The sequence below is a fragment of the Bacillus sp. S71 genome, from assembly GCF_016625265.1.
Lineage (GTDB): Bacteria > Bacillota > Bacilli > Bacillales > Bacillaceae_G > Bacillus_A > Bacillus_A cereus.
This window is the reverse complement of sequence record NZ_JACVUW010000003.1, coordinates 365775-388135: the sequence shown is the minus strand read 5'-3', so window position 1 is coordinate 388135 and position 22361 is coordinate 365775. Positions and strand designations below refer to the sequence as shown.

The window sequence follows — 22361 nt, the reverse complement described above, 5'->3', positions numbered from 1 at the left end:
ATAGATACTAAAAAGTAATACAGGTACTTTTTGGTGCCGTACTACTCATCTGCTGTTTACGTATGCTATTATGAAACATGTTTAACACAATAAAAAGTACGTACTTTAAGGTGCTATAGATACTTAAAAGTAATATTTAAATATTTTAGCTTATTTGTCTTATAAAATTATTAAAGGAGATTTTTATATGAAAACATACAATATTCCTGTAGAGGCAACTTTAGAGGTTATCGGTGGAAAGTGGAAAGTAGTTATCCTTTGTCATTTAAAGAAAGACAAAAAGAGAACGTGCGAATTAAAACAATTAATGTCTGGTATTACACAAAAGATGTTAACGCAACAATTACGTGAATTAGAAGAAGATGGTGTAATCGAGAGAAAAGTGTATAACCAAGTGCCACCAAAAGTAGAATACTCTTTAACTGATTACGGTCATTCTTTAGATTCTATACTCGATACTCTTTGTAACTGGGGAGAAAATCATCTTGAAAAGAATGGTAACACGTCTATGCTTATAACCGCAGCTGAATAAAGAAAGAAAAAACGAACGAGAATACGTTCGTTTTTTCTTTTTGTATAGAGGGAGATTTTTAAGCAGCATAATTACTTTTTTGTAATATAGGTACTTTTTTGTGCTGTAGGAACTAAAATGTGCCGTATAGAAAATTATTTATTTTTACGTAACAATAGATAAGAAATTTATAAAAAAGGAGAGGAGATCGCGTGAAACAATATAATATACCTATAGAAGCAACTTTAGAAATTATCGGTGGAAAGTGGAAGGTCGTCATTTTATGTCACTTAACGAAAGGGACGAAGAGAACGAGTGAGTTGCAACGTCTAATTCCTGAAATTTCTGTGAGAATGTTAACGCAGCAACTACGTGAGCTGGAAGAAGATGGTGTGATTACACGTGAAATTTACAAAGAAATTCCCCCTCGAGTAGAATACTCCCTAACCGATTATGGGTGGTCTTTACAAAATGTATTAAATCAATTAACCGCATGGGGAGAACGATGCATAGATAGAAAAAACACAGAAGTTAAGTGAAATCTCTATATGTAATATTGAAAACACCACCTAATGAAGAGGTGGTGTTTTTCGTTTTAAAACTTTAGAAAGTTGTTATGATGAAAAGTAAAATTTTTGAGGACCTGTTTCAGTCATGGGTACTTAAAAGTGCCTACATCACTTTAAAGTACGTACTATGCTTCATAATATAACCGTTTTATAATGACACTCGTAGCAAGAAGTCATAAAGATTTTAAGCTATGTTCAAAAAGACTTATTAACTAGTATAGTTTTTTGTTCAATTTTTTAGTAGGAGATGTTTTTATGGTTGAAGAACTTTTTTATAAAAAAATACTTAAAAATCTGTTTTCAGATCCAGTTCAAATTACACTTTGGAATGGAGAAACAATACAATATGGCGAAGGGGAACCTCAATTTCATATAACATTCCATAAGCCGCTCTCAAAAAAAGAAATTGCTAAGGATCCTTCTATTGCATTCGGTGAAGCATATATGAATGGGGACCTTGAAATAGAGGGGAATCTTGAAAAAGCAATTCAATCTATTTATAAAAGGCAGGATAGCTTTTTAGGTGATAGTAAGTTGCAATATTTCAAAAGTAAATGGAATTTCTCAAAACAAAAAAATAAAGAAGATATTGCTCATCATTATGATATTGGGAACGATTTCTATAAATTATGGCTTGATGAAACAATGACATATTCTTGTGCGTATTTCCAAAGTGAACAAGATTCTTTAACGACAGCGCAGCATAATAAAGTGAATCATATTTTGAAAAAGTTGAACCTTCAAAAAGGTGATACGCTATTAGATATCGGTTGCGGGTGGGGTGAGCTCATTACAGCTGCCGCTAAGCAGTACGGTGTGAAAGCGATGGGAGTAACATTAAGCGAGGAACAATTTGCAAAGACTTCCGAGCGAATTAAACAAGAGGGACTTACGGATTTAGTTGAAGTATCTTTACTTGATTACCGCGATATTAGGAATCGTAAATTTGATAAAATTGTTAGTGTAGGTATGATCGAACATGTAGGAAAAGACAACATTACGCAATACTTTGAAACAGTTAACAAACTACTAAATGATGGCGGGATTTCTCTGCTACATTGCATTACTTCTCCGGCTAATGGTGGTGCTACGAATGGTTGGATTGAAAAATATATATTCCCTGGTGGGTATGTTCCTGCTGTTAACGAATTAATCACGAACATGACAAATGAACAATTTTTCATTGTTGATGTGGAAAGCTTACGTAGACATTACGGGAATACATTACAACATTGGGCTCAAAATTTTGAAAACGTACTAGAGGAAGTTCGCAAAACGAAAGATGAGCGATTTATCCGCATGTGGCGTTTATATTTAAATGCATGTGCAGCTTCGTTCTTTACAGGTAATATTGATTTACATCAATTTGTATTTACAAAAGGGATTAATGATACAATTCCGATGACACGTTCGTATATGTATGAATAAGAGTATATAGCCAAGTAGCTCTCAAGTCATTGAGTATAAATAAAATGATGATAGGATATAAGTCTATAACGTAAAGTCGAGATGGGAATCAGAAAATGATTTCTATCTCGACTTTTTTATATATAATTTTGAAATTAAAACTATATACTTTTAAAGATAAAAATATATAATAAATGTAGAAACGAAAATTTATGAGCAAGGAAGTTGAAGAACATGACATTAACAATGGGCTTTATTGGATTTGGAAAATCAGCTAACCGTTATCACCTACCTTATCTAAAGACACGTAATAATATAAAAGTAAAAACAATTTTTGTACGTCAAATAAATGAAAAATTAGCGGCTCCATATGAGGAAAAAGGTGTTTACTTCACTACTGATTTAGACGAATTGTTGAATGACAAAGAAATTCAAGTCGTGACGATCTGTACGCCAGCACATACGCATTATGAATTAGCAAAAAAAGTTATACTAGCCGGAAAATCAGTTATCGTTGAAAAACCATTTTGCGATACAGTAGAACATGCGAAAGAATTATTAGCTTTAGGACGAGAGAAAGGTGTAGTCGTTATGCCTTATCAAAACCGTCGTTTTGATGGTGATTTTTTAGCTGTAAAGCAAGTAGTTGAACAAGGATTCCTTGGTGATATTATTGAGATTGAATCACATATTGATTATTTCCGTCCTGGTTCAATCACTCATGAAGCTCCAAAAGAAGAAGGTTCATTTTACAGTTTAGGTATTCATACGATGGACCGCATGATTTCACTATTCGGCCGTCCAAATACAGTGACATACGATATTCGTAATAATGAAGTGGAAGGTGCGGTTGATAACTATTTCGATGTTGGTCTACATTATGGAAATCAGTTGAAGATTAAGCTGAAAACGAACCATATCGTAGCGAAAGATTATCCACGCTTTATCGTTCATGGAACAAATGGATCATTTATTAAATACGGTGAAGATCAGCAAGAAAATGATTTGAAAGCGGGGATTATGCCTGAGAGTGCAGGGTTTGGTGAAGATTCACCGATGTACTATGGAGTTGCTAAGTATCGTAATGCAAATGGTGACTGGATTGAAAAACAAATTAAAACACCGCTTGGTGATTATGGTCGTTTCTATGATGCAGCTTATGACACAATTGTAAATGGTGCACCAAAACTTGTGAAAGACGAAGAAGCGGTAACGAATATTGAAATCTTGGAAAACGGATTTGCTGCCCCATCACCTTCAGTCTACAAACTTGAGGCTTTACATTTGAATGAATAGAAGCGAGTATGCAGTATAAAGGAGGTATGGAAATGGCAAGCGGATCAACACAAGTAAAATACCTCGGCATTTATCAAAAGATTAAACAGCAAATTTTAGACGGTGAATATAAAATCAATGAAAAAATTCCGAGTAGCCCCGTCCTTGCTGAAGAATTTGATGTTTCAGCACTTACTATTAAAAAAGCGCTGGATCTGTTAGTAAGAGACGGCTACATCATCCGCCGGCGCGGAAGTGGAACAGTGGTGCAAGATTGGCGTCAGCAGGAAAAGGCACGAATGATTCAAACTTTAACAGGTACGAAAGCTGTTTACGGCAGTGAGGTAGAAAGTAAAATTATCGAGTTTGCGATTGTTGGTGCTGATGAAGTAGTTGCTGAGAAATTGGGAGTTTCAATCGGTGATTTCGTCTATAAAATCATTCGCCTCCGCATCATTCACAGCATTCCGACGATTATGGAGCATACATGGATGCCAATTTCGGTTATCCCAGGTGTTAAGGCTTCTGTTTTAGAGGAGTCGATATACTCACATATTCAAAATAAACTTGGTCTTGAAGTAGGGACATCTGTTGTCAGGGTTAAAGGAATTCGCCCAGATGATAGGGAAAAGCAGTTTATGAACTTAACAAATCAGGATTTCCTCATGCGAGTTGAACAAGTAGCTTACTTAACGGATGGACGAACTTTTGAATATTCTTATGCAGATCATCTACCGGAAACCTTTGAGTTTGAAACAGTCATTACGGCAAAAAATTATAAAGAGACATAAAAACTGGTTGAGGCAAGTATTGTCTCAACCTATTTTATGTCTTCTACAGTTATTATTCATCTGCTGTAATCAGCATGGATGTGTTCCCGGTTTTTTCAAGATGAACTTCTCCCCAGGAACAGAGGGAATCGAGTATAGCTCCTAAAGACGAACCGTAATCCGTTAAACAGTACTCTACTTTTGGTGGTACTTGGTCATATACTTTCCTTTGGATTACACCATCTTCTTCTAGTTCCCGTAATTGTTGGGTTAACATTTTTTGCGTAATACCAGGCATTAAACGTTTTAATTCACTCGTTCTTTTTGTTCCTTTTTTTAAATGACAAAGGATAACAACTTTCCACTTTCCGCCAATAACTTCTAAAGTCGCTTCTACAGGAATATTGTATGTCTTCATAAAAAAAACTCCTTTGATGAATTTAGATTACAGTTGTGAGCCTACATCCGTTGCAATACTAAAATTATTTCTTTTTAGTACCTATAACACTTTAAAGTGCGTACTATTTATTGTGCTAAATATCGGTCATAATAACCGATGTAAGAGAGAAATAAGCAGAATGGCACTTGAAAATGCATATGTTACTTTTTAGTACCTATAACACTTTAAAGTACGTACTTTTTATTAGGATGAATATAATCCATAATAGCACTTGTAAGCAAGAAATGCGTGAAATGTGCTTTGAAGGAGCCATCATGCTATGGGGAATTTTACATGAGAATAATTTGTTGTGTTATTAAAATTAATCCAAGACTTAACAGTTGATTAATTGAACTGTAAAGTTTAAAATTACAGTAAGATTTTTAAAAGTGAGTTGTTAACGTCTGTAAAATGTAGCATGAATAATAGAGATAAATGAAACATTGCTGAATAATTAACATTATGTGAATTTGATTCTAAACTGTAATTTTTTTTAATACATTTCAATAAGCGATATTTAAAATGTACGTTTAATAACATTAAAGGAGTGAGTTAAATATGGTAATTCTATATACAACAGCAAGCTGTGCTTCATGCCGAAAAGCGAAAGCATGGCTTGAAGAGCATCAAATTGATTATATTGAAAAAAACATCGTATCAAATTCTATGACAGTTGATGAGCTTAAATCGATTCTTCGTTTAACTGAAGAGGGGGCTACTGAAATTATTTCAACTAGATCCAAAACTTTTCAGGACTTAAATATAAATATTGATGAGCTCTCGCTAAATGAATTTTATACATTAATAATTGAGCATCCACTAATGTTGCGTCGCCCGATTATGCTGGATGAAAAAAGATTGCAAATTGGTTTTAACGAAGAAGAAATTCGCAAATTTTTACCACGTAGTGTCCGAACATTTTTAAACATTGAACTGCAAAAGTTGGCTAATTAATAAGTAATAGTATGAAAGAGAAATTTTTTGAAAGGAGGAAACTGAAGGTGATAGAAGTATGCGTTACAGTTAATTATAAAGACAGAAACTATCAAACAAATGTCATTGTGAACAAAGATACGATTTGGACAAAAATTGAACAGTTGGCAGAAGAACAAGTGAAGAAACAGTGGGGTTTTTAAACTTAATTATTTAAACAAATGAAGTTATATGCTAGAGATTATAACTAAATTCAAAATTTTTCAGGTATTAAATATAAATAAGAAATTTTCTTGAAAGGAGGAAGCAGAAGATGATTGAAGTATGTGTTACAGTTAATTATAATGATAGAAATTATCAAACAAATGTTATTGTGAGTAAAGATACGATTTGGACAAAAATTAAACAACTGGCAGAAGAACAAGTGAAGAAACAGTGGAGTGTTTAATTTTATTTTCAACTTAAAAAGCTAAATGAAGTTATCGGATATAGGTGAGACCGGATAGAATATAAAGGAATTAATTTTTTTATGGTAAGAAGTATTCTATATGTTTTAACGTTCTAACCAATCTGTAATATTTATGGCTACAGTATGTTAATATATGAGAAACAATATTTTTAATCGTAGGAGGAAAATCATGAACAGCGACTTTACCTTGGCCATTCACAGTTTAACTTATTTAGCTTTACAGCCAGACCGGATGTCAACAAGTAATGCTATTTCAGAAAGTGCAGGTGTTCATCCAGTACGCATTCGCAAAGTACTAAGTTTGTTAAAAAAACATAAGTTTATACAATCGAAAGAGGGGACTGGTGGCGGTTTTATTTTCGCTCGCGATTTAGATGAAATTAATCTTTGGCATATTTATCAGATAACCTCTGAAGGTGCTTTGCAGCCGAAGTGTCCAGAATCAAACAATCAGTGTGTTGTAGGTTCGAACATGCGAAAAGTTCTTTTCGCTATTTTCTTAGGTGCTGAAGAGCATCTAGGTGAATACTTAAAGAATTATACAATGAAAGAAGTTGTTGACCTTATCAATCAAGAGCGTTAAGCGGCTTAATTATTATATAGCCGTGAGTTCTTAATACTTAAATGTAATGAAAAATATTACAGTATAATTTGTTTTTATATCTTTTTTATCGTCACAAAAAATATTTATAGGAAGGTGAAACGGTATGATGTCAAATAATAATCATGTTTTAAAAGTAGGAGATTGGGTTCGTGGAATATCAAATGAAGGTGAATTAATAGTTGGTTATATTGTATCACTTGATGATGTAGAGGATATAGTTACAGTTAGTATTGTGAAACGTGACGGCCAGTACACAATAAACGAAGCGATTTTACTCTTTAGTAAACACGTTAACAAACTCCCTGAATCAAAGGTAATAAATAAGGAACAAATCCTTTATCTTATAGATCTTGCATTATTAACAGGGGATGAAGAATGGTTTATCGAGCTTTCTTCAAAATTAAACTCGATAAACGAGCTAGTTAATGGGGGAGTTTAATTTTTTAGCTTATGCCCTAATCAATAATATCCTCTCTTTTGTTGCATCTTAATAAAAGAGAGGATTGATGTTATGAAAATAAGATTAACAATGGTTAGCATCATATGTCTGTTTAGTTTTTTATTACCATGCATTTCTGCTCAAGCAATTGTAGAAAAGGAAAATGATATAAACAGAAATTTTGGCATAGATTTAACCGGTTATGAACTTTATTCGTTTGGAGACTTTAACCAATTAGATTATAAGATAACGCCACTTACTCAGTTGTTTTTAGGGATAGTGCAAACAGAAGGTGAGTGGATTAATGAACCACGATTATATATTAAGGGAAATAAAGGTTATTTTCATCTTTTGAAAGCGGACGGTACGAATGTTCTTTATACCGTTGAAAAGAGCGGGGATTTTTGGAGGATTATAGATGTAAAAAGAAAGAAAATCAACAGAATACCTGTACCCAAAAAACTTTTAAAAGAAGTAGTAATTGAGCTCTTATTGGAGCCGATAAGCAAAGAGGTTGAAAACTATTATAAGGAACCAAAACTTTGGTATCGAGGTTCTGAAAAAATACTTGAAATAAGAAAAGATACAACAAATTATACTTTTTATGTAACTGTTCAAATTCAAACTTTTGAGGGTGCACACAATCCGCCTTATGGAGAGGACACAATTACTTTTCGCATAAAAGGAAATGATCTAAAAACGATTCATTACAAACATAGAGATATCTCTGAAGAAGAGTCGAACAAACTAGAATTAAGATGACATTGAAGTGATTTGTTTGTGAATCTTTGATAACGATAATTATGTAAATGAGCTGTCCATATGGGGCAGTTTTTTTGTTTTTTGCTCAGTGTATTTTTTAAAAAATGTATATGAATTCAATATTGATAATATATATCCTAAAAATTGGTTTTTGTATTTTGTGAATCTCTTCTTTTTGTCTACATTAATTATTTATTAGAATATCTTTTGTGTTTAAAATAATTTTTTTTGATAAAAGGGGATATAAGTATTTTTAGAATGAGTCACCTAGAAAGACAATGTATAATTGTATATTTTTACTAACTAATTTAGCTTTACGCGATAAAAACAATGGCTACATGCTAACTGTAAAATATTATCCATATAAAATTATTCCGCTTTAATATTTCTGAAAATATAAAAATATTAATTTTATAAATATACACGTTATAATGAGGGCGTCGAGAGAAATTTTATTATCTCTGGAGAAAATATAAAAAATGCGATTCTTAGTAAGAAAGGTGTGTGATTAGAGGCGAAATGTATGTAATGTGCTTCAGTGGCTTGTGTAAGCAATATCATCAGTGCTACCGAAGTTATGAAAGTAATGTATAGAATTGAGAAAGAAATGCCTCGCAAATGAAGAGAGGCCGGTTTAGCTAAAATTACTGTTAAAAGTAAAAAAGAGAAACCATTAAAGTAATACACTGTTATTAGAGATGTTGCAACGTATTTATGAAGTCTATTCTATATTGTTCTCTTAAGGGGTCTTTATATAAAGAGCGGATACTTTGAGTAAACTTTTTTGTGAACGCTAACAATTATATTAGGACGCTAACTAGCGAATGTTTCAATTTGGATTCATTATGATGAAGGACATACAATGTGGGGCAACTTGTAAGGAATTCATTTTCCGAAAAGGGAATATTTGTTAGATGCAAAGAGAGATGTAGGAATAGATACAAGGGGGAGTTATTATATGAACGGGAATACTGCAAAGAAAATAGAAGTTCAAGCTGAAAATACCGCACTAAAAAATGAGCAATATGCAGATCCGAAAAAGTGGCATAAGCAGGATACTACATGGGCACTCAGTCTATTTGGAACTGCAATTGGAGCAGGGGTGCTCTTTTTACCGATTAATGCAGGTTCAGGTGGTTTATTATCTTTACTACTAATTACATTACTTGCATATCCAGTTATGTACTACTCACATAGGGCGCTTGCTAAAATGATATACGCTTCTAATTCTGCTGATGAGGGGATCACAGGTACAATTAGAGAGTATTTCGGAAATAAAGCGAGTATCATTTTTAACATCGTATATTTCGGTTCAATTTATACAATCGTACTAATGTATTCGGTTGCGCTTACAAATACTGCAAGTAGTTTTATCGTGCATCAATTGCACATGCCAGAGCCTCCAAGGGCTATTTTATCACTTGTATTAGTTCTTGGTCTTATCGCTATACTGAATTTTGGTCAAGATATTACTGTAAAGATCATGAGTATGCTAGTGTATCCTTTCATAGTTTCTCTACTTTTTATCGCAATATCTTTAATTCCACAGTGGAATACGTCAATGCTTAGTTTTTCAGCTGTTTCAACTGCTTCAACAGGAACAGGCTATTTTGGGACGATATTGATGATTCTACCAATCATCGTATTCTCATTTAATCATTCACCTATGATTTCATCATTTGTTGTGAAACAGAGAGCTACGTATGGAATCGAAGCCACTGATGCTAAATGTGCGCAAATACAAAAGGTTTGTTATATCATGACATTCGCTGTTGTTATGTTCTTCGTTTGGAGTAGCGCATTGAGCTTGACTCCAGATGATATAAAAATGGCAAAAGAACAAAACTTATCAATCCTTTCATATCTTGCTAATGAGCTTAATTCGCCTGTAATCACTATTGCAGCTCCAATTATTGCTTTTGTGGCTATTACAAAGTCTTTCCTTGGCCATTATATAGGAGCATTTGAAGTAATGCGTGACATGATTATTAAGTTCGGTAAATCACGTGGAAAAGATATTGAAGAAAAAACAATTAAGACAATAATCCTTACTTTTGTTGTATTATCATGCTGGTTTGTTGCTTATACAAATCCGAGTATTCTTGGACTTATTGATGCTCTAAGCGGTCCTTTAGTTGCTGCTATCTTATGTCTATTACCGATGTATGCGATTCAAAAAGTACCAGTACTAGCTAAATACAAAGGGAAAATGAGTAACGTATTTGTTATTATTGTAGGTGTACTCACAGTTTTAGCAAGTATTAAGTCATTATTCTAATTCACTACTGTTGGTTTTAGTATCAAAATAGTTGGATCTGAGAAAATAAGGAGCAAGTTTTGAATAGTTTTTTTCAAAACTTGCTCTTAAAATATTCTAAGGAATTAATTTTACAAATAAGTTTATTCATATTAGTCATCTAGCGTTTTGGTCATATACTCATCCAATATTATCAAGACCTAAAACAAAAAAATTTAAATATCAAGCGCCTAACGTATTATATATTCCTAATATGTTAGGCGCTTTTATTTTGGATAATAAATTTTGAACCTAAATTTGAATAGTATATTTCTCTATTTGATGCTTATTTAATATTGTAAAATTTGTATTGAAAATTCGAGGTTTTAAAAGTATCATATACATATTCAAACATTTGAAGATGTATATGATACTTTTTGAAATTGAGGAAAAGTAACGGAGGGATTTCAATGGGAAACGAAATGCAACAATTTAAAGCAGATTTCTTTAAAGCCTTAGCACACCCTTTGCGAATAGGTATCTTAGAATTATTGTCAGAAGGTGAAAAAAGCGTAAACGAAATTCAAGATATTCTAAATAAGGAAGGTTCAGCTATTTCTCAGCAATTAAGTGTACTACGTTCAAAAAACATTGTTGTTGGTAGAAAAGATGGAAAAAGAGTTTTATATTCTTTACGAGACCCTATTATTGTGGATTTATTGGTGGTTGCACGGAAGATTTTTAACAACCATTTAATCGATACGATTTCAATGTTAGAAGAGCTAGATGGAGCAGAAAGTGAAATGATGGCTAAGGAGGGATAGGTTGAGTATTGAGGTTAAGAAAGAAGATATCATCCAACATGGAATTGAAACATTTCGCTCATTAGGAGCTCATTACGTTTGTGAAGTTTGTATAAAAAGTGGAAATTCTTGTTGTTTTTCATGCCAACATTTACAAGATGGAGTTGGATGTCGAAAAAGAAATACTGCTTGTACAGCTTGGTTATGTGGAATTCAAGGTTTTTTATTTGATCAAATAGGATTACTGGATGAATGGAATCGTTTTTGGAGTGAAATTCCAGGACAAATGTTTCGTAGAGATATTACTCCAGATAAGGTAAGGATTAGATCGTTTATTGATACAAAGAAGCTAGATAGTCGAGCCGGAGAACGTTTAGCAGAAAGATTGAAATCCTATGTACAACAAGGTGGAGATATAGGTGAATTGGAGTGTCATTTAAGTAAAACATATAGTAAATATTAGGGTGTTTTTTATTTTTGTGAAAAGGACAATTTTCTGTATAAGGGACCGAGAAATACATTTGTAATCCAGATCTATTAAAAATAGAAAAGAAGGGTTTGTAATGAGAAAGTTATTTACAGGAAGGTTTGAAGGATATTCATTAGCACATTTTCAAAAGGATCTTCTTTCAGGAATGATTGTTGGAGTTGTTGCGATTCCACTTGCTATGTCTTTTGCTATAGCCTCTGGTGTTAAGCCAGAGTATGGGATTTATACAACCTGTATTGCTGGAATACTCATTTCACTGTTTGGTGGTTCGAAGTATCAAATTGGAGGACCTACAGGTGCTTTTGTTCCGATTCTTTTAGGAGTTGTAATTACCTATGGATACGAAAATTTACTACTCGCGGGTTTGTTAGCTGGAATTATTTTATGTCTTATGGGAATCTTCAAACTAGGCTCTTTAATTAAGTTTATTCCACGTCCTGTAACAATTGGTTTTACTTCAGGTATTGCTGTTATTATCTTTACGGGACAAATTGCTAGTTTTTTAGGTTTAACAGGTATAAAAAAGCATGAGGAATTTCTAGCAAATTTGAAGGAACTCTTCACTCATATCAGTACTACCAATTTTTATAGTGTTATAACTGCTTTGATTTGCTTTTTTGTTATACTCATAACACCAAAGATTTTACCAAAAGTGCCTGGTTCATTAGTAGGTGTTGTTATTTCAACTGTAATTGCAACTGTATTTTTCTCAGGTCATGTACCTACTATTGGTACAGCATATGGCACGATTCCAAATACACTTCCTCAGTTTGATATACCAGAAATCACATTAGAACGTATAAAACAGTTAATTGGTCCTGCATTTGTTATTGCGATGCTCGGTGGAATTGAGTCGCTTTTATCCGCTGTCGTGGCAGATGGTATGACAAATAGTAAACACAACAGTAACAAAGAGCTTGTCGGTCAGGGGATTGCAAATATTGTTACCCCGTTATTTGGCGGGATTCCAGCGACTGGAGCAATTGCTCGTACAGCGACTAATATTAAGAGTGGGGCTGTATCTCCGATGTCGGGTATTATTCATGGGGGATTTGTGTTATTGACACTTTTACTGTTAGCTCCATATGCTTCACATATTCCTCTTGCTAGTATGGCTCCCATTTTAATGGTGGTAGCTTGGAATATGAGCGAACAAAAACATTTTTATCACATACTCAAAATGAAGACAGGAGATTCCCTTGTATTACTAGTAACATTTTTACTTACTGTATTTACTAGTTTAACAACAGCTGTGGAGATCGGTCTTATTTTAGCTGTTATTTTGTTTACAAAACGTATGAGTAATATGCTTGTTATATCTAAAGTGCTTCCTGATCATACAAAAAAGAATGAAAAATTGTTATCGCATGTGGTAAATAAAGCTCATGATTGTCCACAAATTAGTATTTATACAATAGAAGGCCCATTATTCTTTGGGGCTGCTCAAACATTTGAACAAAATATTTTAGCGACTATTCATTATAAACCTAAAGTTTTAATTTTACGTATGGGAAAAGTTCCTTTTATTGATACCACAGGAGAGTCTTACTTTAGGAATATTGTTCAGCACTTCAAAAAACAAGGTGGCGTACTTCTTATTTCTGGAATTCAATCAGAGCTAAAAGCCAATCTAGATAAGAATGGATTGTACGCTGAGATTGGGAAAGAAAACTTTTTTGATCATACCGGGGAAGCAATTAATTGTGCTTTAGGACATCTGAATACAAAAAAATGTATAGGGTGTAAGCATTTTGCTTTTCATGAGTGTACAGGGCTTTCTCAGCAATCGCAGGAAATCAATACAATAAAGAATAAAGTAAATGCATTAGATTTTTAAAAATTTCACTTCACATACAAAGTTTGTTTGATTTAATCTACTTTTTCATCATTTTATTAAAAAATAGAGAAGAAGAAAGTTTGCTTTGGAGAATGTGGAGAAGATTTTTTACAAGGTGTGAACAAGTAGTTTTTTTTATACATTCAACAAATAAGTATCAAACAGTAAGAAGAGAATATTTTCCGTATATTTAAACGGAAAAGGGAAATTAAAAATAATATTTATTTAATAGAATACACGAAAACGAGTGGAGGAAATAAAAATATGTCTAATTTACCAAATTGTCCAAAATGTAATTCAGAATACACTTACGAAGATGGGAATCTTTTTGTTTGTCCAGAATGTGCTCATGAGTGGACTTTAGAATTAGAAGCTGAAAATAGTGAAGATACAAAGGTAATTAAAGATGCAAATGGAAATATTTTAAACGATGGTGATTCTGTAACAGTAATTAAAGATCTTAAAGTAAAAGGAACTTCATCAGTTGTAAAAATTGGTACAAAAGTAAAGAGTATCCGATTAGTTGATGGAGATCATGATATTGATTGTAAAATTGATGGTTTTGGAGCTATGAAATTAAAATCTGAATTTGTTAAAAAGGTATAAATACAATTTTGTTACATCAAAATTAGTTTGAAGTTAATGAATATACACTGTTTTTCAGCTGTACCCCGTGCCTAACAACTTAAGAATTTCGAATTACCTTGAAATGATAAAATGAACTTTTGGTTATGATTCAGCAGATTTTTTTGGGGAGTACCATGAAATTTTAGCTTGCTAGCAATATAGTACAGCCGAAATATTTGAAATAGCTATAAGACTATTCTTTCGATGGCATGATGAAAGATATGGAAAAGGAATAGGTGTCAATCAGACCTCAATATTAATCTTGACCATTAGCAACAAAAACCACCTCTCATAAAGGTGGTTTTTCAGTATTAATATATTTTAATTAGTCACGTCTAAATGGCCCTTTTGGAGCAATTAGCTCTAAATTAGTACCATCTGGATTATGGAAGTAGGCAACTCCTGTACCAAATCCAGATTTCAAGCCGTTTTCTTGAAAGATAATTGGTTCTCCATATGGGTGCTATCTTATGCCCATCAGGCTAACAAAATGGATTGCCTCTGAAACAAAAAAATGATTTTTATTACTATAAAAAACGTAAAGTATCTGTTTTTAGAAAAAATTAATTTTTATAAATTGATGGAGATATAACTCAATTCTTTTATATATTTAGTTAAATATGATTGTCAGAATCAACTTAAAGTAATTATGATTTCTAGAAATGCGAACTGATGTTTTGAATTGGTTTAAAGTTGCTAGAACAAAATAAAACCAATTGAGCAAAAAAACTTGCAAAAATAAAAAGAGAGATGTATATTAATTGATGTATCAATAATTGATATATCAATTAATATTTTGACAAGAAAGAAAAGGAACATTTTATGAAGGAAATGTTCGTAAATATCAGTGGAGAAGAACGCAAAATACTTATTCATGTTCTATTACAGATGCAAAAAAATGTAGAGAATATTAAAGAATAGAGAGTGTAGGGGGCAGAATAGTGTGGAAATAATCGCAGCTATTTTAGTCGGGATCGTAGCATTAGAACATTTGTTTATCATGATCCTTGAAATGTTTTTTATTGATTCAAAAGTAGCGAAACGTGCTTTCAAATTACCGAAGCATTTAGAAGGAGATCGAAACGTAGCCATTATGTTTGCAAACCAAGGTTTATATAATGGATTTTTAGCGGCTGGTCTCATTTGGGGACTTGTACTTGGACTCAATCCAATTGGTTATATGGTCCAATTATTTTTCGTGATTTGTGTGGTGGTAGCAGCTATTTTCGGAGGTTTCACATCTAATAAATCAATTATTGTGAAACAAGGACTTCCAGCTGTTTTAGCACTGGTTGCCCTTTTATGTATGATATAGAATCAAAGTTTCTCAATAAAAGAACTCATTTTTGAAAAGAATACGCTATTCTTTCTTTAAAATTATAGGAAAGGATGGCGTTTTTGTATGTCTATTTCTATAAGTAGTGAATTATAACTATTCCCTCAAGGGACTCAACTGCTTTTCAGCTTTTGGATATATTTTCATCCATCTTTGTTTCCTCCTATTGTTGGATAGTGTAATAATTGATAAAAATTTTGATGAAATTGGATTATAACGATTGATCAAAAAAGTTAGTGATTAAAAATATTATTCTTTAGTACATACATTTTTAAGATGTTAAATATATTTCATAATAGTCTCTGTAAGATAGGGATAAGTAGAATAGTACTTTAAAGTACCTATAGCACTTTAAAGTGCGTACTTTTTATAACTTTGAATATCATTCATAATAGCACCAGTAAGAAGAAAACAAGCTTTACGGTACTACTAGTTACCAACGATGTTACAGCAGTTTATTTGGAATCAGATTGATTGAAAGGTTGTACTATATGGCCTAATAATTTCGAAAAAATGTCGGTGTGGCATAAAACAATTATGGAGGTTAAAGATATGAGTACTTCAAATTTGAATGAAATAAGTAAACAAATTTTAAAAGAGGAGGAAACGCTTCAATTTTCCTCTTTTACAAATGAAGATGCCTTGCAACTAGGTTTATTTATCGTTGAAACAGCAAAGCGAGAGGGGAAATTGATTGCTGTTGATATAACGAAAAATGGTGTGCAATTATTTCATTTCAAGATGACAGGGACAAATGCGGAAAATACGAAATGGATTGAGCGTAAAAAACGAGTCGTTTCCCTGCATGATCGTAGCTCGTATTATATGCAGATACAAAGTGAAATAAATGGAATTTCATATAATGAAAAATATCTTTTAGATACTTCGGAATATGCTGCGTTTGGTGGATGCTTTCCTATCAGGATAAAAAACGTAGGGGTTATTGGAATGATAACAGTTTCAGGATTACCACCAGAAGAAGATCACGAATTGGTAGTAAGAGCAGTTAAAAATCATTTGAACCAATAGTTGTAACTAGTCAATAGATAATTAATTTTAGGGGGCAATACTATGCCATTAATCGAGCTAAATACTTGGCCAACCATGTCAACAGAAGAAAAGAAGGAATTTATTTATAGTGTAACGGAACTTACAATAAAACTATTAAAAATTGTCCCTGACAAAATTCAAGTGTTGATAAAGGAACTTGAGAAAGAAAACTGGGGGAAAGCTGGGGCTGTAGCAAGTGATGCTACCTTTGCTGAGAAAAGTAGGGTGTCCAATTGGGAGACAAAAGAGTCTTACGATACACCAGGTCGTAACGTTAATGGAATGGCTATTATTAAGATTGATATATGGAATACATTTGATCAAGAGACAAAGGATAAGTGGGTAAACGAACTTACACAAGTAACATCTAAATATACTCATGCACCTTTGGATAAAGTACTAATTCTTATTCGCGAAATGATTCCAGGGAACTGGGGACAAAGTGGTGTAACAGGAGCTAATGCAGATTTCCTTTCCAAAAGTCGTACATTTTAATCATTAAATAAAAAAGGCAAAAATGAACACATTTCTGTTCGTTTTTGCCTTTTTATTATTTGTCTGTGGTAATGAACATGATCCTTTATATGTTTAAGTAATATTCTCTAAAGTTGCCTCTACGGGAAAGTGTATTTCTTCATTTGAAAGTCTTTTTCATGGAATGTAGATTTCAATTTTTGAGCAAAATAAGCTAGGTTATATAAATGTTACTTTTTAGTACCTATAGTACTTTAAAGTACGTACTTTTTATTAGGGTGAATATCATTCATAATAGCACATGTAAGAGAGAAACAAGCTTTACGGTACTGGTAACTAACTATGTTACTTTTTAGTACCTACAGCACTTTAAAGTACGTACTATTCATTGTATTGAATATATTTCATAATAGTACATGTAAGAGAGAGACAAGCTTTACGGTACTAAAAAGAGAATGAAACCATTCATAATAGCGTTTGTAGAGATTAAATATATTTTTTAGAAGATAAAAGGGCCTTTTTATCGCACTATTATGATAGGGATTATAGGGAAGAGGGGGAACTTAATTGAATTCATATACAGCATCGTCTTCAGAAGTTCAGACGAATCGAAGAAGTATATTTGCGTTGTTAGCGTTAGCAATTAGTGCGTTCGGGATTGGGACAACTGAATTTGTTAGTGTCGGTTTATTACCATCTATTTCGGAAGATTTACATGTGTCGGTTACAACGGCTGGTTTAACAGTTTCTTTATATGCGTTAGGCGTAGCGTTTGGGGCTCCAGTATTAACGTCATTAACAGCTAATATGTCACGAAAAACGTTATTAATGTGGATTATGATTATTTTCATTATTGGTAACGGAATCGCAGCGGTAGCAACAAGCTTCACTGTATTACTTATTGCGCGAATTGTTTCTGCACTTTCACATGGTGTGTTTATGTCAATTGGTTCAACAATTGCTGCGGCACTTGTTCCAGAAAATAAACGGGCTAGCGCGATTGCGATTATGTTTACTGGTGTAACAGTTGCAACTATTACAGGGGCACCAATTGGAACATTTATTGGTCAACAATTTGGCTGGAGAACATCATTTTTAGCAATTGTAGTAATTGGAATTATCGCCTTAATTGCAAATAGTATTCTCATTCCATCTAATATGAAAAAAGGTGCGTCTGTATCATTCCGCGATCAATTTAAACTGATTACGAACGGAAGACTGTTACTAGTTTTCATTATTACTGCATTAGGATATGGGGGAACATTCGTAACTTTTACGTATTTATCTCCGTTATTACAAGAGGTAACAGGATTTAAAGCAAATACGGTTACTATCATTTTATTAGTGTATGGAATCGCCATTGCGATAGGGAATGTGATTGGCGGAAAATTATCGAATCATAATCCAATTCGAGCGCTATTCTACATGTTCTTTATTCAAGCGATTATACTATTTGTTTTAACATTTACGGCACCATTTAAGGTAGCTGGGTTAATCACAATTATTTTAATGGGGCTATTCGCATTTATGAATGTTCCAGGGTTACAAGTATATGTCGTAATGTTAGCTGAACGATTTGTACCGAGTGCTGTCGATGTTGCATCGGCAATTAATATTGCGGCGTTTAATGCTGGGATTGCTCTTGGTGCTTATTTAGGCGGTATTGTAACGAACTCGTTAGGGTTAATTCATACAGCTTGGGTAGGCGGCATTATGGTAGTAGGTGCTGTTATTTTAACAGCGTGGAGCATGACATTAGAAAAAAGAGATCAAGTAAAATAAAAGGAGAGAAAATAAAATGAAAAATTTACAAAGTAAAACAGTATTAAGTAATGGTGTGGAAATGCCTTGGTTTGGTTTAGGTGTATTTAAAGTAGAAGAAGGACCAGAACTTGTAGAAGCGATTAAATCAGCAATTAAAGCAGGATACCGCAGCATCGATACAGCTGCAATTTACGGAAATGAAACAGCTGTAGGTGAGGGGATTCGTGCCGGTATTGAAGCAACTGGTATTTCAAGAGAAGAATTATTTATTACTTCAAAAGTATGGAACGCAGATCAAGGATATGAAGAAACGATTGCTGCATACGAAGAGAGCTTAAAAAAATTAAAGCTAGATTATTTAGATTTATATCTTGTTCACTGGCCTGTAGAAGGGAAATATAAAGATACATGGAGAGCGTTAGAAACACTTTATAAAGAAAAGCGTGTACGTGCAATTGGCGTAAGTAATTTCCAAATTCACCATCTGCAAGATGTAATAAAAGATGCAGAAATTAAGCCGATGATCAACCAAGTAGAATACCATCCTCGTTTAACACAAAAAGAATTACAAGCTTTCTGTAAAGAACAAGGTATTCAAATGGAAGCATGGTCACCACTTATGCAAGGTCAATTATTAGATAATGAAACCTTACAGGCAATTGCTGAGAAACATGGTAAAACAACAGCACAAGTGATTTTACGTTGGGACCTTCAAAATGAAGTGATCACAATTCCAAAATCAACGAAAGAACACCGCATTATTGCAAATGCAGATGTATTTAACTTTGAATTAACGAAAGAAGATATGGAAAAAATCGATGCATTAAATCAAAATCACCGCGTTGGTCCGGATCCTGATAACTTTGATTTCTAATAAAAATGAGTAAAAAGAGTGCAAAAATTGCACTCTTTTTTTATTGAATAGACAATAAAATGTTTCTGTTTATATTATGACTTTTAAATTACTTTAGACGAGCTAAAGAACTGATTAACAGTATTAAAGTTTGACATAAAATAATGAATTCTATATTATATGTGCTATAGCATATAAATTGCGATTTATTTAGAGGTGGCATATGGACTTATATGAGTTAACAGGACATCTTGTTCATCATACGGATGTGAAGTTAACAAATTATATAATGTAAGTTTTTAATCACATATTGCATATAAAATTTACCTTTTATATGCTATAGCACATAAGTGTCACCTCTTAACTTGTAATGGTAAATATTCAAATAATACAAGATATATTATGAAACGAGGAGATTTTAGTTATGGAAAAATTCATATTAGCGTTTGATAGAGAACTTGTAATTGCAGAAAAAAAAGACTCAACATGGAGCGTCCAATCGCAGTTTGTAGGTGCGAATCCAGTTGCGTTAGCTTCAGATCCATACGATCCAGAAAGAATGTATTGTGGTACTTTTGATAGGGGATTATGGAGAAGTAAAGATGGAGGAAGTTCATGGGAAGCAATTGGTGGGTTACCTTCATTTGGTGAAGTGTTCCCAGCTAATGCTATTCATATGAGAGCTATTACAGCAGTTTCTGTATCTCCAGCGAAGGGGGATGACGGTAACGGGATTGTATATGTAGGAACTGAACCGAGTGCAATGTTCGTATCCAAAAATGGAGGAGACAGTTTTGAGCTGCTAACAGATTATCGACAAATGCCATCATATTCATCATGGTTCTTTCCTCAAAGAACATATACACACCATGTAAAACATATTGAAATTGATGCTAATAATCCAGAAACTATTTATACGACTATTGAGGTAGGCGGATTAATTAAAAGTGTAGATGGAGGTAAGACATGGACTGAGGAAAAAGAGGGGAACTATCCTCAAGATATTCACATTCTTAAATCACATCGCAATGCCCCAAATCGTTTATACGGGGTGTTAGGTGATTCATTCTTGAAAGAACCAGGTCAAGAGTATGCGGAGAGTAATGATGGAGGTAAGACTTGGAACTATATGTGTAGTGGGCTAAAGCATCATTACGCATATCAAATGGCAGTTAACCCAAATGATCCAGAAAATATTATCATCGCGACATCTTCAAATCCACACGTAGCGCATGATTACAATAATGGAAATTGTGAATCATTTATTTATAAGAAAGAAAAAGATCAGCCTTGGGCAGAAATGAATGCAGGTTTACCAACTCCTAAAGGGGCAATCATACCAGTATTAAAGGCAACAAGTGATGGAACGTTTTATCTGTTTAGCAATAAAGGAGTGTATCAGTCAGTAGACGGTGGTTCAAATTGGACATCATTAGAGATTCCTTGGGAGAATAGATTTATGGAACAACATCCTTATGAGATGTTAATTATTAAATAAGTGACGGGTATAGTTTTTACTACTATTCATTGGTAATGTTTAGTTGAATTTAAATTAAAAATGTAAAAAGCCAGGTAATGTGTTATTCATACTACCTGGCTTTTTTGACCAGCAATTTAAGGTTATTTTCATATTTGTGTAAATATGAAACAAGCAGGATACATGAATAGAGAATGGGTAAAATAATACCGAATGATCACTAGATTGTATCAATGATGCTATAAGAGTTTTTTAGGTAAACTGAAGCAAGAAGCAGTGGTTTAGATTCAGAATGACTAGCAATTGGTGTTATGGTGTTCGATGGTTCAAAAATGAACTCATTTCAACTCATATTCTCTTCGCAATGTATCATTTTGAAGAATATTAAAACTTAGGAGGAAATGAATTATGACAAAAGATTTCTATACTGCACTGAAAGAAAGACGTACTTACTATGGAATTAACAAAGAGGTACAAGTATCGGATGAAAAAATTAAAGAAATTGTGGAGTTTGCTGTGAAATATACTCCATCAGCTTTCAATTCTCAAACTGCGCGATTAGTTGTATTATTTGGTGAAGCTCATGATAAATTATGGGATATTACAACTGAAACATTAAGAAAAGTAGTTGGAGATGGAGATTTCTCAGGAACGCAACAAAAAATGGATTCTTTTAAAGCTGGTTATGGAACAGTACTATTCTTTGAAGATGAGGCTATCGTTAAATCGCTTCAAGAAAAATTTGCTGCATATGCTGAAAACTTCCCAATTTGGTCACACCAAGCATCAGGTATGCACCAATTAGTCGTGTGGACAGGTTTAGAAGCAGAGGGATTAGGGGCATCTTTACAACATTATAATCCATTAATTGACGATGAGGTAAAACAAGAATGGAATGTCCCTGCTAATTGGAAGCTAATTGCACAAATGCCATTTGGTAATCCAACAGCTGCACCAGGTGAAAAAGAATTCCAACCACTTGAAGAGCGTGTGAAATTTCATAAATAATAAACATTATTCATAAGGAATGAGTAAAAAGATTCTAGTTATGAATTCAATCACAAGTGTAACTATATATATATAACACGAAGACATTTAAGTCTTCGTGTTTTTTTTGATTCATTTTTGAAAGTGATAAAGGAGTATAATGGTTTTTAGTTAATTAGAATAAAAATAATCTTATAACTGTATGTAAGAATGTGTGATTTTACAACCTTTTCTATGATAGAAAAGGAT

General features: G+C 33.1%; 24 protein-coding genes and 1 pseudogene. 23 read left to right on the top strand and 2 right to left on the bottom strand.

The features are described 5' to 3' along the window. The first annotated feature begins 187 nt into the window (after window positions 1-187). The 5 genes from IBT51_RS08885 to IBT51_RS08865 all read left to right on the top strand — a co-directional run bounded on the left by IBT51_RS08885 (window position 188) and on the right by IBT51_RS08865 (window position 4553). The gene (locus IBT51_RS08885; protein WP_000860820.1) at window positions 188-532 is read left to right on the top strand and encodes a winged helix-turn-helix transcriptional regulator; all 345 of its coding nucleotides are present in this window, start codon (window positions 188-190) and stop codon (window positions 530-532) included. A 191-nt stretch (window positions 533-723) separates the two neighbouring features. Next, a complete protein-coding gene (locus tag IBT51_RS08880; protein ID WP_000816339.1) occupies window positions 724-1050 on the top strand; it encodes a winged helix-turn-helix transcriptional regulator in 327 nt (108 codons plus the stop codon). Between the two features lie 285 nt (window positions 1051-1335). Next, window positions 1336-2508, top strand: coding sequence for a cyclopropane-fatty-acyl-phospholipid synthase (locus tag IBT51_RS08875; protein ID WP_200458131.1), 1173 nt, complete (start codon window positions 1336-1338; stop codon window positions 2506-2508). Window positions 2509-2721: 213 nt separating this feature from the next. Continuing rightward, complete coding sequence (locus IBT51_RS08870; protein ID WP_098127962.1) at window positions 2722-3783, top strand: oxidoreductase; 1062 nt, start codon at window positions 2722-2724, stop codon at window positions 3781-3783. A 32-nt stretch (window positions 3784-3815) separates the two neighbouring features. Next, window positions 3816-4553: a GntR family transcriptional regulator gene (locus tag IBT51_RS08865; RefSeq protein ID WP_000146276.1), complete on the top strand. Its 738-nt coding sequence runs from the start codon at window positions 3816-3818 to the stop codon at window positions 4551-4553. Between the two features lie 52 nt (window positions 4554-4605). On the opposite strand, the gene IBT51_RS08860 is transcribed toward IBT51_RS08865, so the two are convergent. Then, window positions 4606-4950 carry a winged helix-turn-helix transcriptional regulator gene (locus IBT51_RS08860; protein WP_200458132.1) on the bottom strand — a complete coding sequence of 115 codons (345 nt, stop codon included), beginning with the start codon at window positions 4948-4950 and terminating at the stop codon, window positions 4606-4608. Between the two features lie 579 nt (window positions 4951-5529). Between IBT51_RS08860 and spxA the strand changes: the two genes are divergently transcribed. From spxA to IBT51_RS08805, 11 genes are all read left to right on the top strand, one after another. Beyond that, window positions 5530-5925, top strand: a complete 396-nt coding sequence (spxA, locus tag IBT51_RS08855; protein ID WP_000236189.1) for a transcriptional regulator SpxA — start codon at window positions 5530-5532, stop codon at window positions 5923-5925. Between the two features lie 47 nt (window positions 5926-5972). Further along, window positions 5973-6107, top strand: coding sequence for a BA3454 family stress response protein (locus IBT51_RS08850; protein ID WP_000573515.1), 135 nt, complete (start codon window positions 5973-5975; stop codon window positions 6105-6107). Between the two features lie 110 nt (window positions 6108-6217). Next, on the top strand, window positions 6218-6352 hold the full coding sequence (locus IBT51_RS08845) for a BA3454 family stress response protein (protein WP_000573532.1): 135 nt from the start codon (window positions 6218-6220) through the stop codon (window positions 6350-6352). A gap of 190 nt (window positions 6353-6542) precedes the next feature. Continuing rightward, window positions 6543-6956 (top strand): Rrf2-family transcriptional regulator SaiR, encoded by a 414-nt coding sequence (saiR, locus tag IBT51_RS08840; protein ID WP_001083465.1) that lies wholly within the window; start codon window positions 6543-6545, stop codon window positions 6954-6956. 124 nt (window positions 6957-7080) lie between these two features. Further along, the gene (locus tag IBT51_RS08835; RefSeq protein ID WP_000987464.1) at window positions 7081-7416 is read left to right on the top strand and encodes an IDEAL domain-containing protein; all 336 of its coding nucleotides are present in this window, start codon (window positions 7081-7083) and stop codon (window positions 7414-7416) included. A gap of 72 nt (window positions 7417-7488) precedes the next feature. Continuing rightward, window positions 7489-8178: a DUF3888 domain-containing protein gene (locus IBT51_RS08830; protein WP_000702350.1), complete on the top strand. Its 690-nt coding sequence runs from the start codon at window positions 7489-7491 to the stop codon at window positions 8176-8178. Window positions 8179-9136: 958 nt separating this feature from the next. Further along, on the top strand, window positions 9137-10456 hold the full coding sequence (locus IBT51_RS08825) for an aromatic amino acid transport family protein (protein ID WP_200458133.1): 1320 nt from the start codon (window positions 9137-9139) through the stop codon (window positions 10454-10456). A gap of 428 nt (window positions 10457-10884) precedes the next feature. Continuing rightward, complete coding sequence (locus IBT51_RS08820) at window positions 10885-11238, top strand: ArsR/SmtB family transcription factor (protein ID WP_016080855.1); 354 nt, start codon at window positions 10885-10887, stop codon at window positions 11236-11238. 1 nt (window position 11239) lies between these two features. Beyond that, window positions 11240-11680, top strand: a complete 441-nt coding sequence (locus IBT51_RS08815) for a hypothetical protein (protein WP_000021461.1) — start codon at window positions 11240-11242, stop codon at window positions 11678-11680. 100 nt (window positions 11681-11780) lie between these two features. Beyond that, entirely contained in the window at window positions 11781-13544 is a 1764-nt protein-coding gene (locus IBT51_RS08810; RefSeq protein ID WP_001228485.1) for a SulP family inorganic anion transporter, read from the top strand. 264 nt (window positions 13545-13808) lie between these two features. Beyond that, window positions 13809-14150 (top strand): zinc ribbon domain-containing protein YjdM, encoded by a 342-nt coding sequence (locus IBT51_RS08805; protein WP_000067658.1) that lies wholly within the window; start codon window positions 13809-13811, stop codon window positions 14148-14150. A gap of 346 nt (window positions 14151-14496) precedes the next feature. On the opposite strand, the pseudogene IBT51_RS27380 reads toward IBT51_RS08805, so the two are convergent. Continuing rightward, window positions 14497-14631 (bottom strand): annotated as a pseudogene (locus IBT51_RS27380) (VOC family protein); the annotation flags it as partial. 483 nt (window positions 14632-15114) lie between these two features. Here IBT51_RS27380 and IBT51_RS08795 point away from each other — a divergent pair. From IBT51_RS08795 to IBT51_RS08765, 7 genes are all read left to right on the top strand, one after another. Continuing rightward, window positions 15115-15486 (top strand): DUF1304 domain-containing protein, encoded by a 372-nt coding sequence (locus IBT51_RS08795; protein WP_000402473.1) that lies wholly within the window; start codon window positions 15115-15117, stop codon window positions 15484-15486. Between the two features lie 534 nt (window positions 15487-16020). Then, the gene (locus IBT51_RS08790; RefSeq protein ID WP_142338981.1) at window positions 16021-16536 is read left to right on the top strand and encodes a heme-degrading domain-containing protein; all 516 of its coding nucleotides are present in this window, start codon (window positions 16021-16023) and stop codon (window positions 16534-16536) included. Between the two features lie 42 nt (window positions 16537-16578). Next, window positions 16579-17052: a tautomerase family protein gene (locus IBT51_RS08785; RefSeq protein ID WP_053563932.1), complete on the top strand. Its 474-nt coding sequence runs from the start codon at window positions 16579-16581 to the stop codon at window positions 17050-17052. A gap of 546 nt (window positions 17053-17598) precedes the next feature. After that, window positions 17599-18813: an MFS transporter gene (locus IBT51_RS08780; RefSeq protein ID WP_001089896.1), complete on the top strand. Its 1215-nt coding sequence runs from the start codon at window positions 17599-17601 to the stop codon at window positions 18811-18813. Between the two features lie 16 nt (window positions 18814-18829). Next, entirely contained in the window at window positions 18830-19669 is an 840-nt protein-coding gene (locus IBT51_RS08775) for an aldo/keto reductase (RefSeq protein WP_163092785.1), read from the top strand. A gap of 403 nt (window positions 19670-20072) precedes the next feature. Beyond that, the gene (locus tag IBT51_RS08770) at window positions 20073-21146 is read left to right on the top strand and encodes a WD40/YVTN/BNR-like repeat-containing protein (protein WP_200458134.1); all 1074 of its coding nucleotides are present in this window, start codon (window positions 20073-20075) and stop codon (window positions 21144-21146) included. Window positions 21147-21533: 387 nt separating this feature from the next. Further along, entirely contained in the window at window positions 21534-22133 is a 600-nt protein-coding gene (locus IBT51_RS08765; protein WP_000158938.1) for a nitroreductase family protein, read from the top strand. Window positions 22134-22361 lie beyond the last annotated feature (228 nt).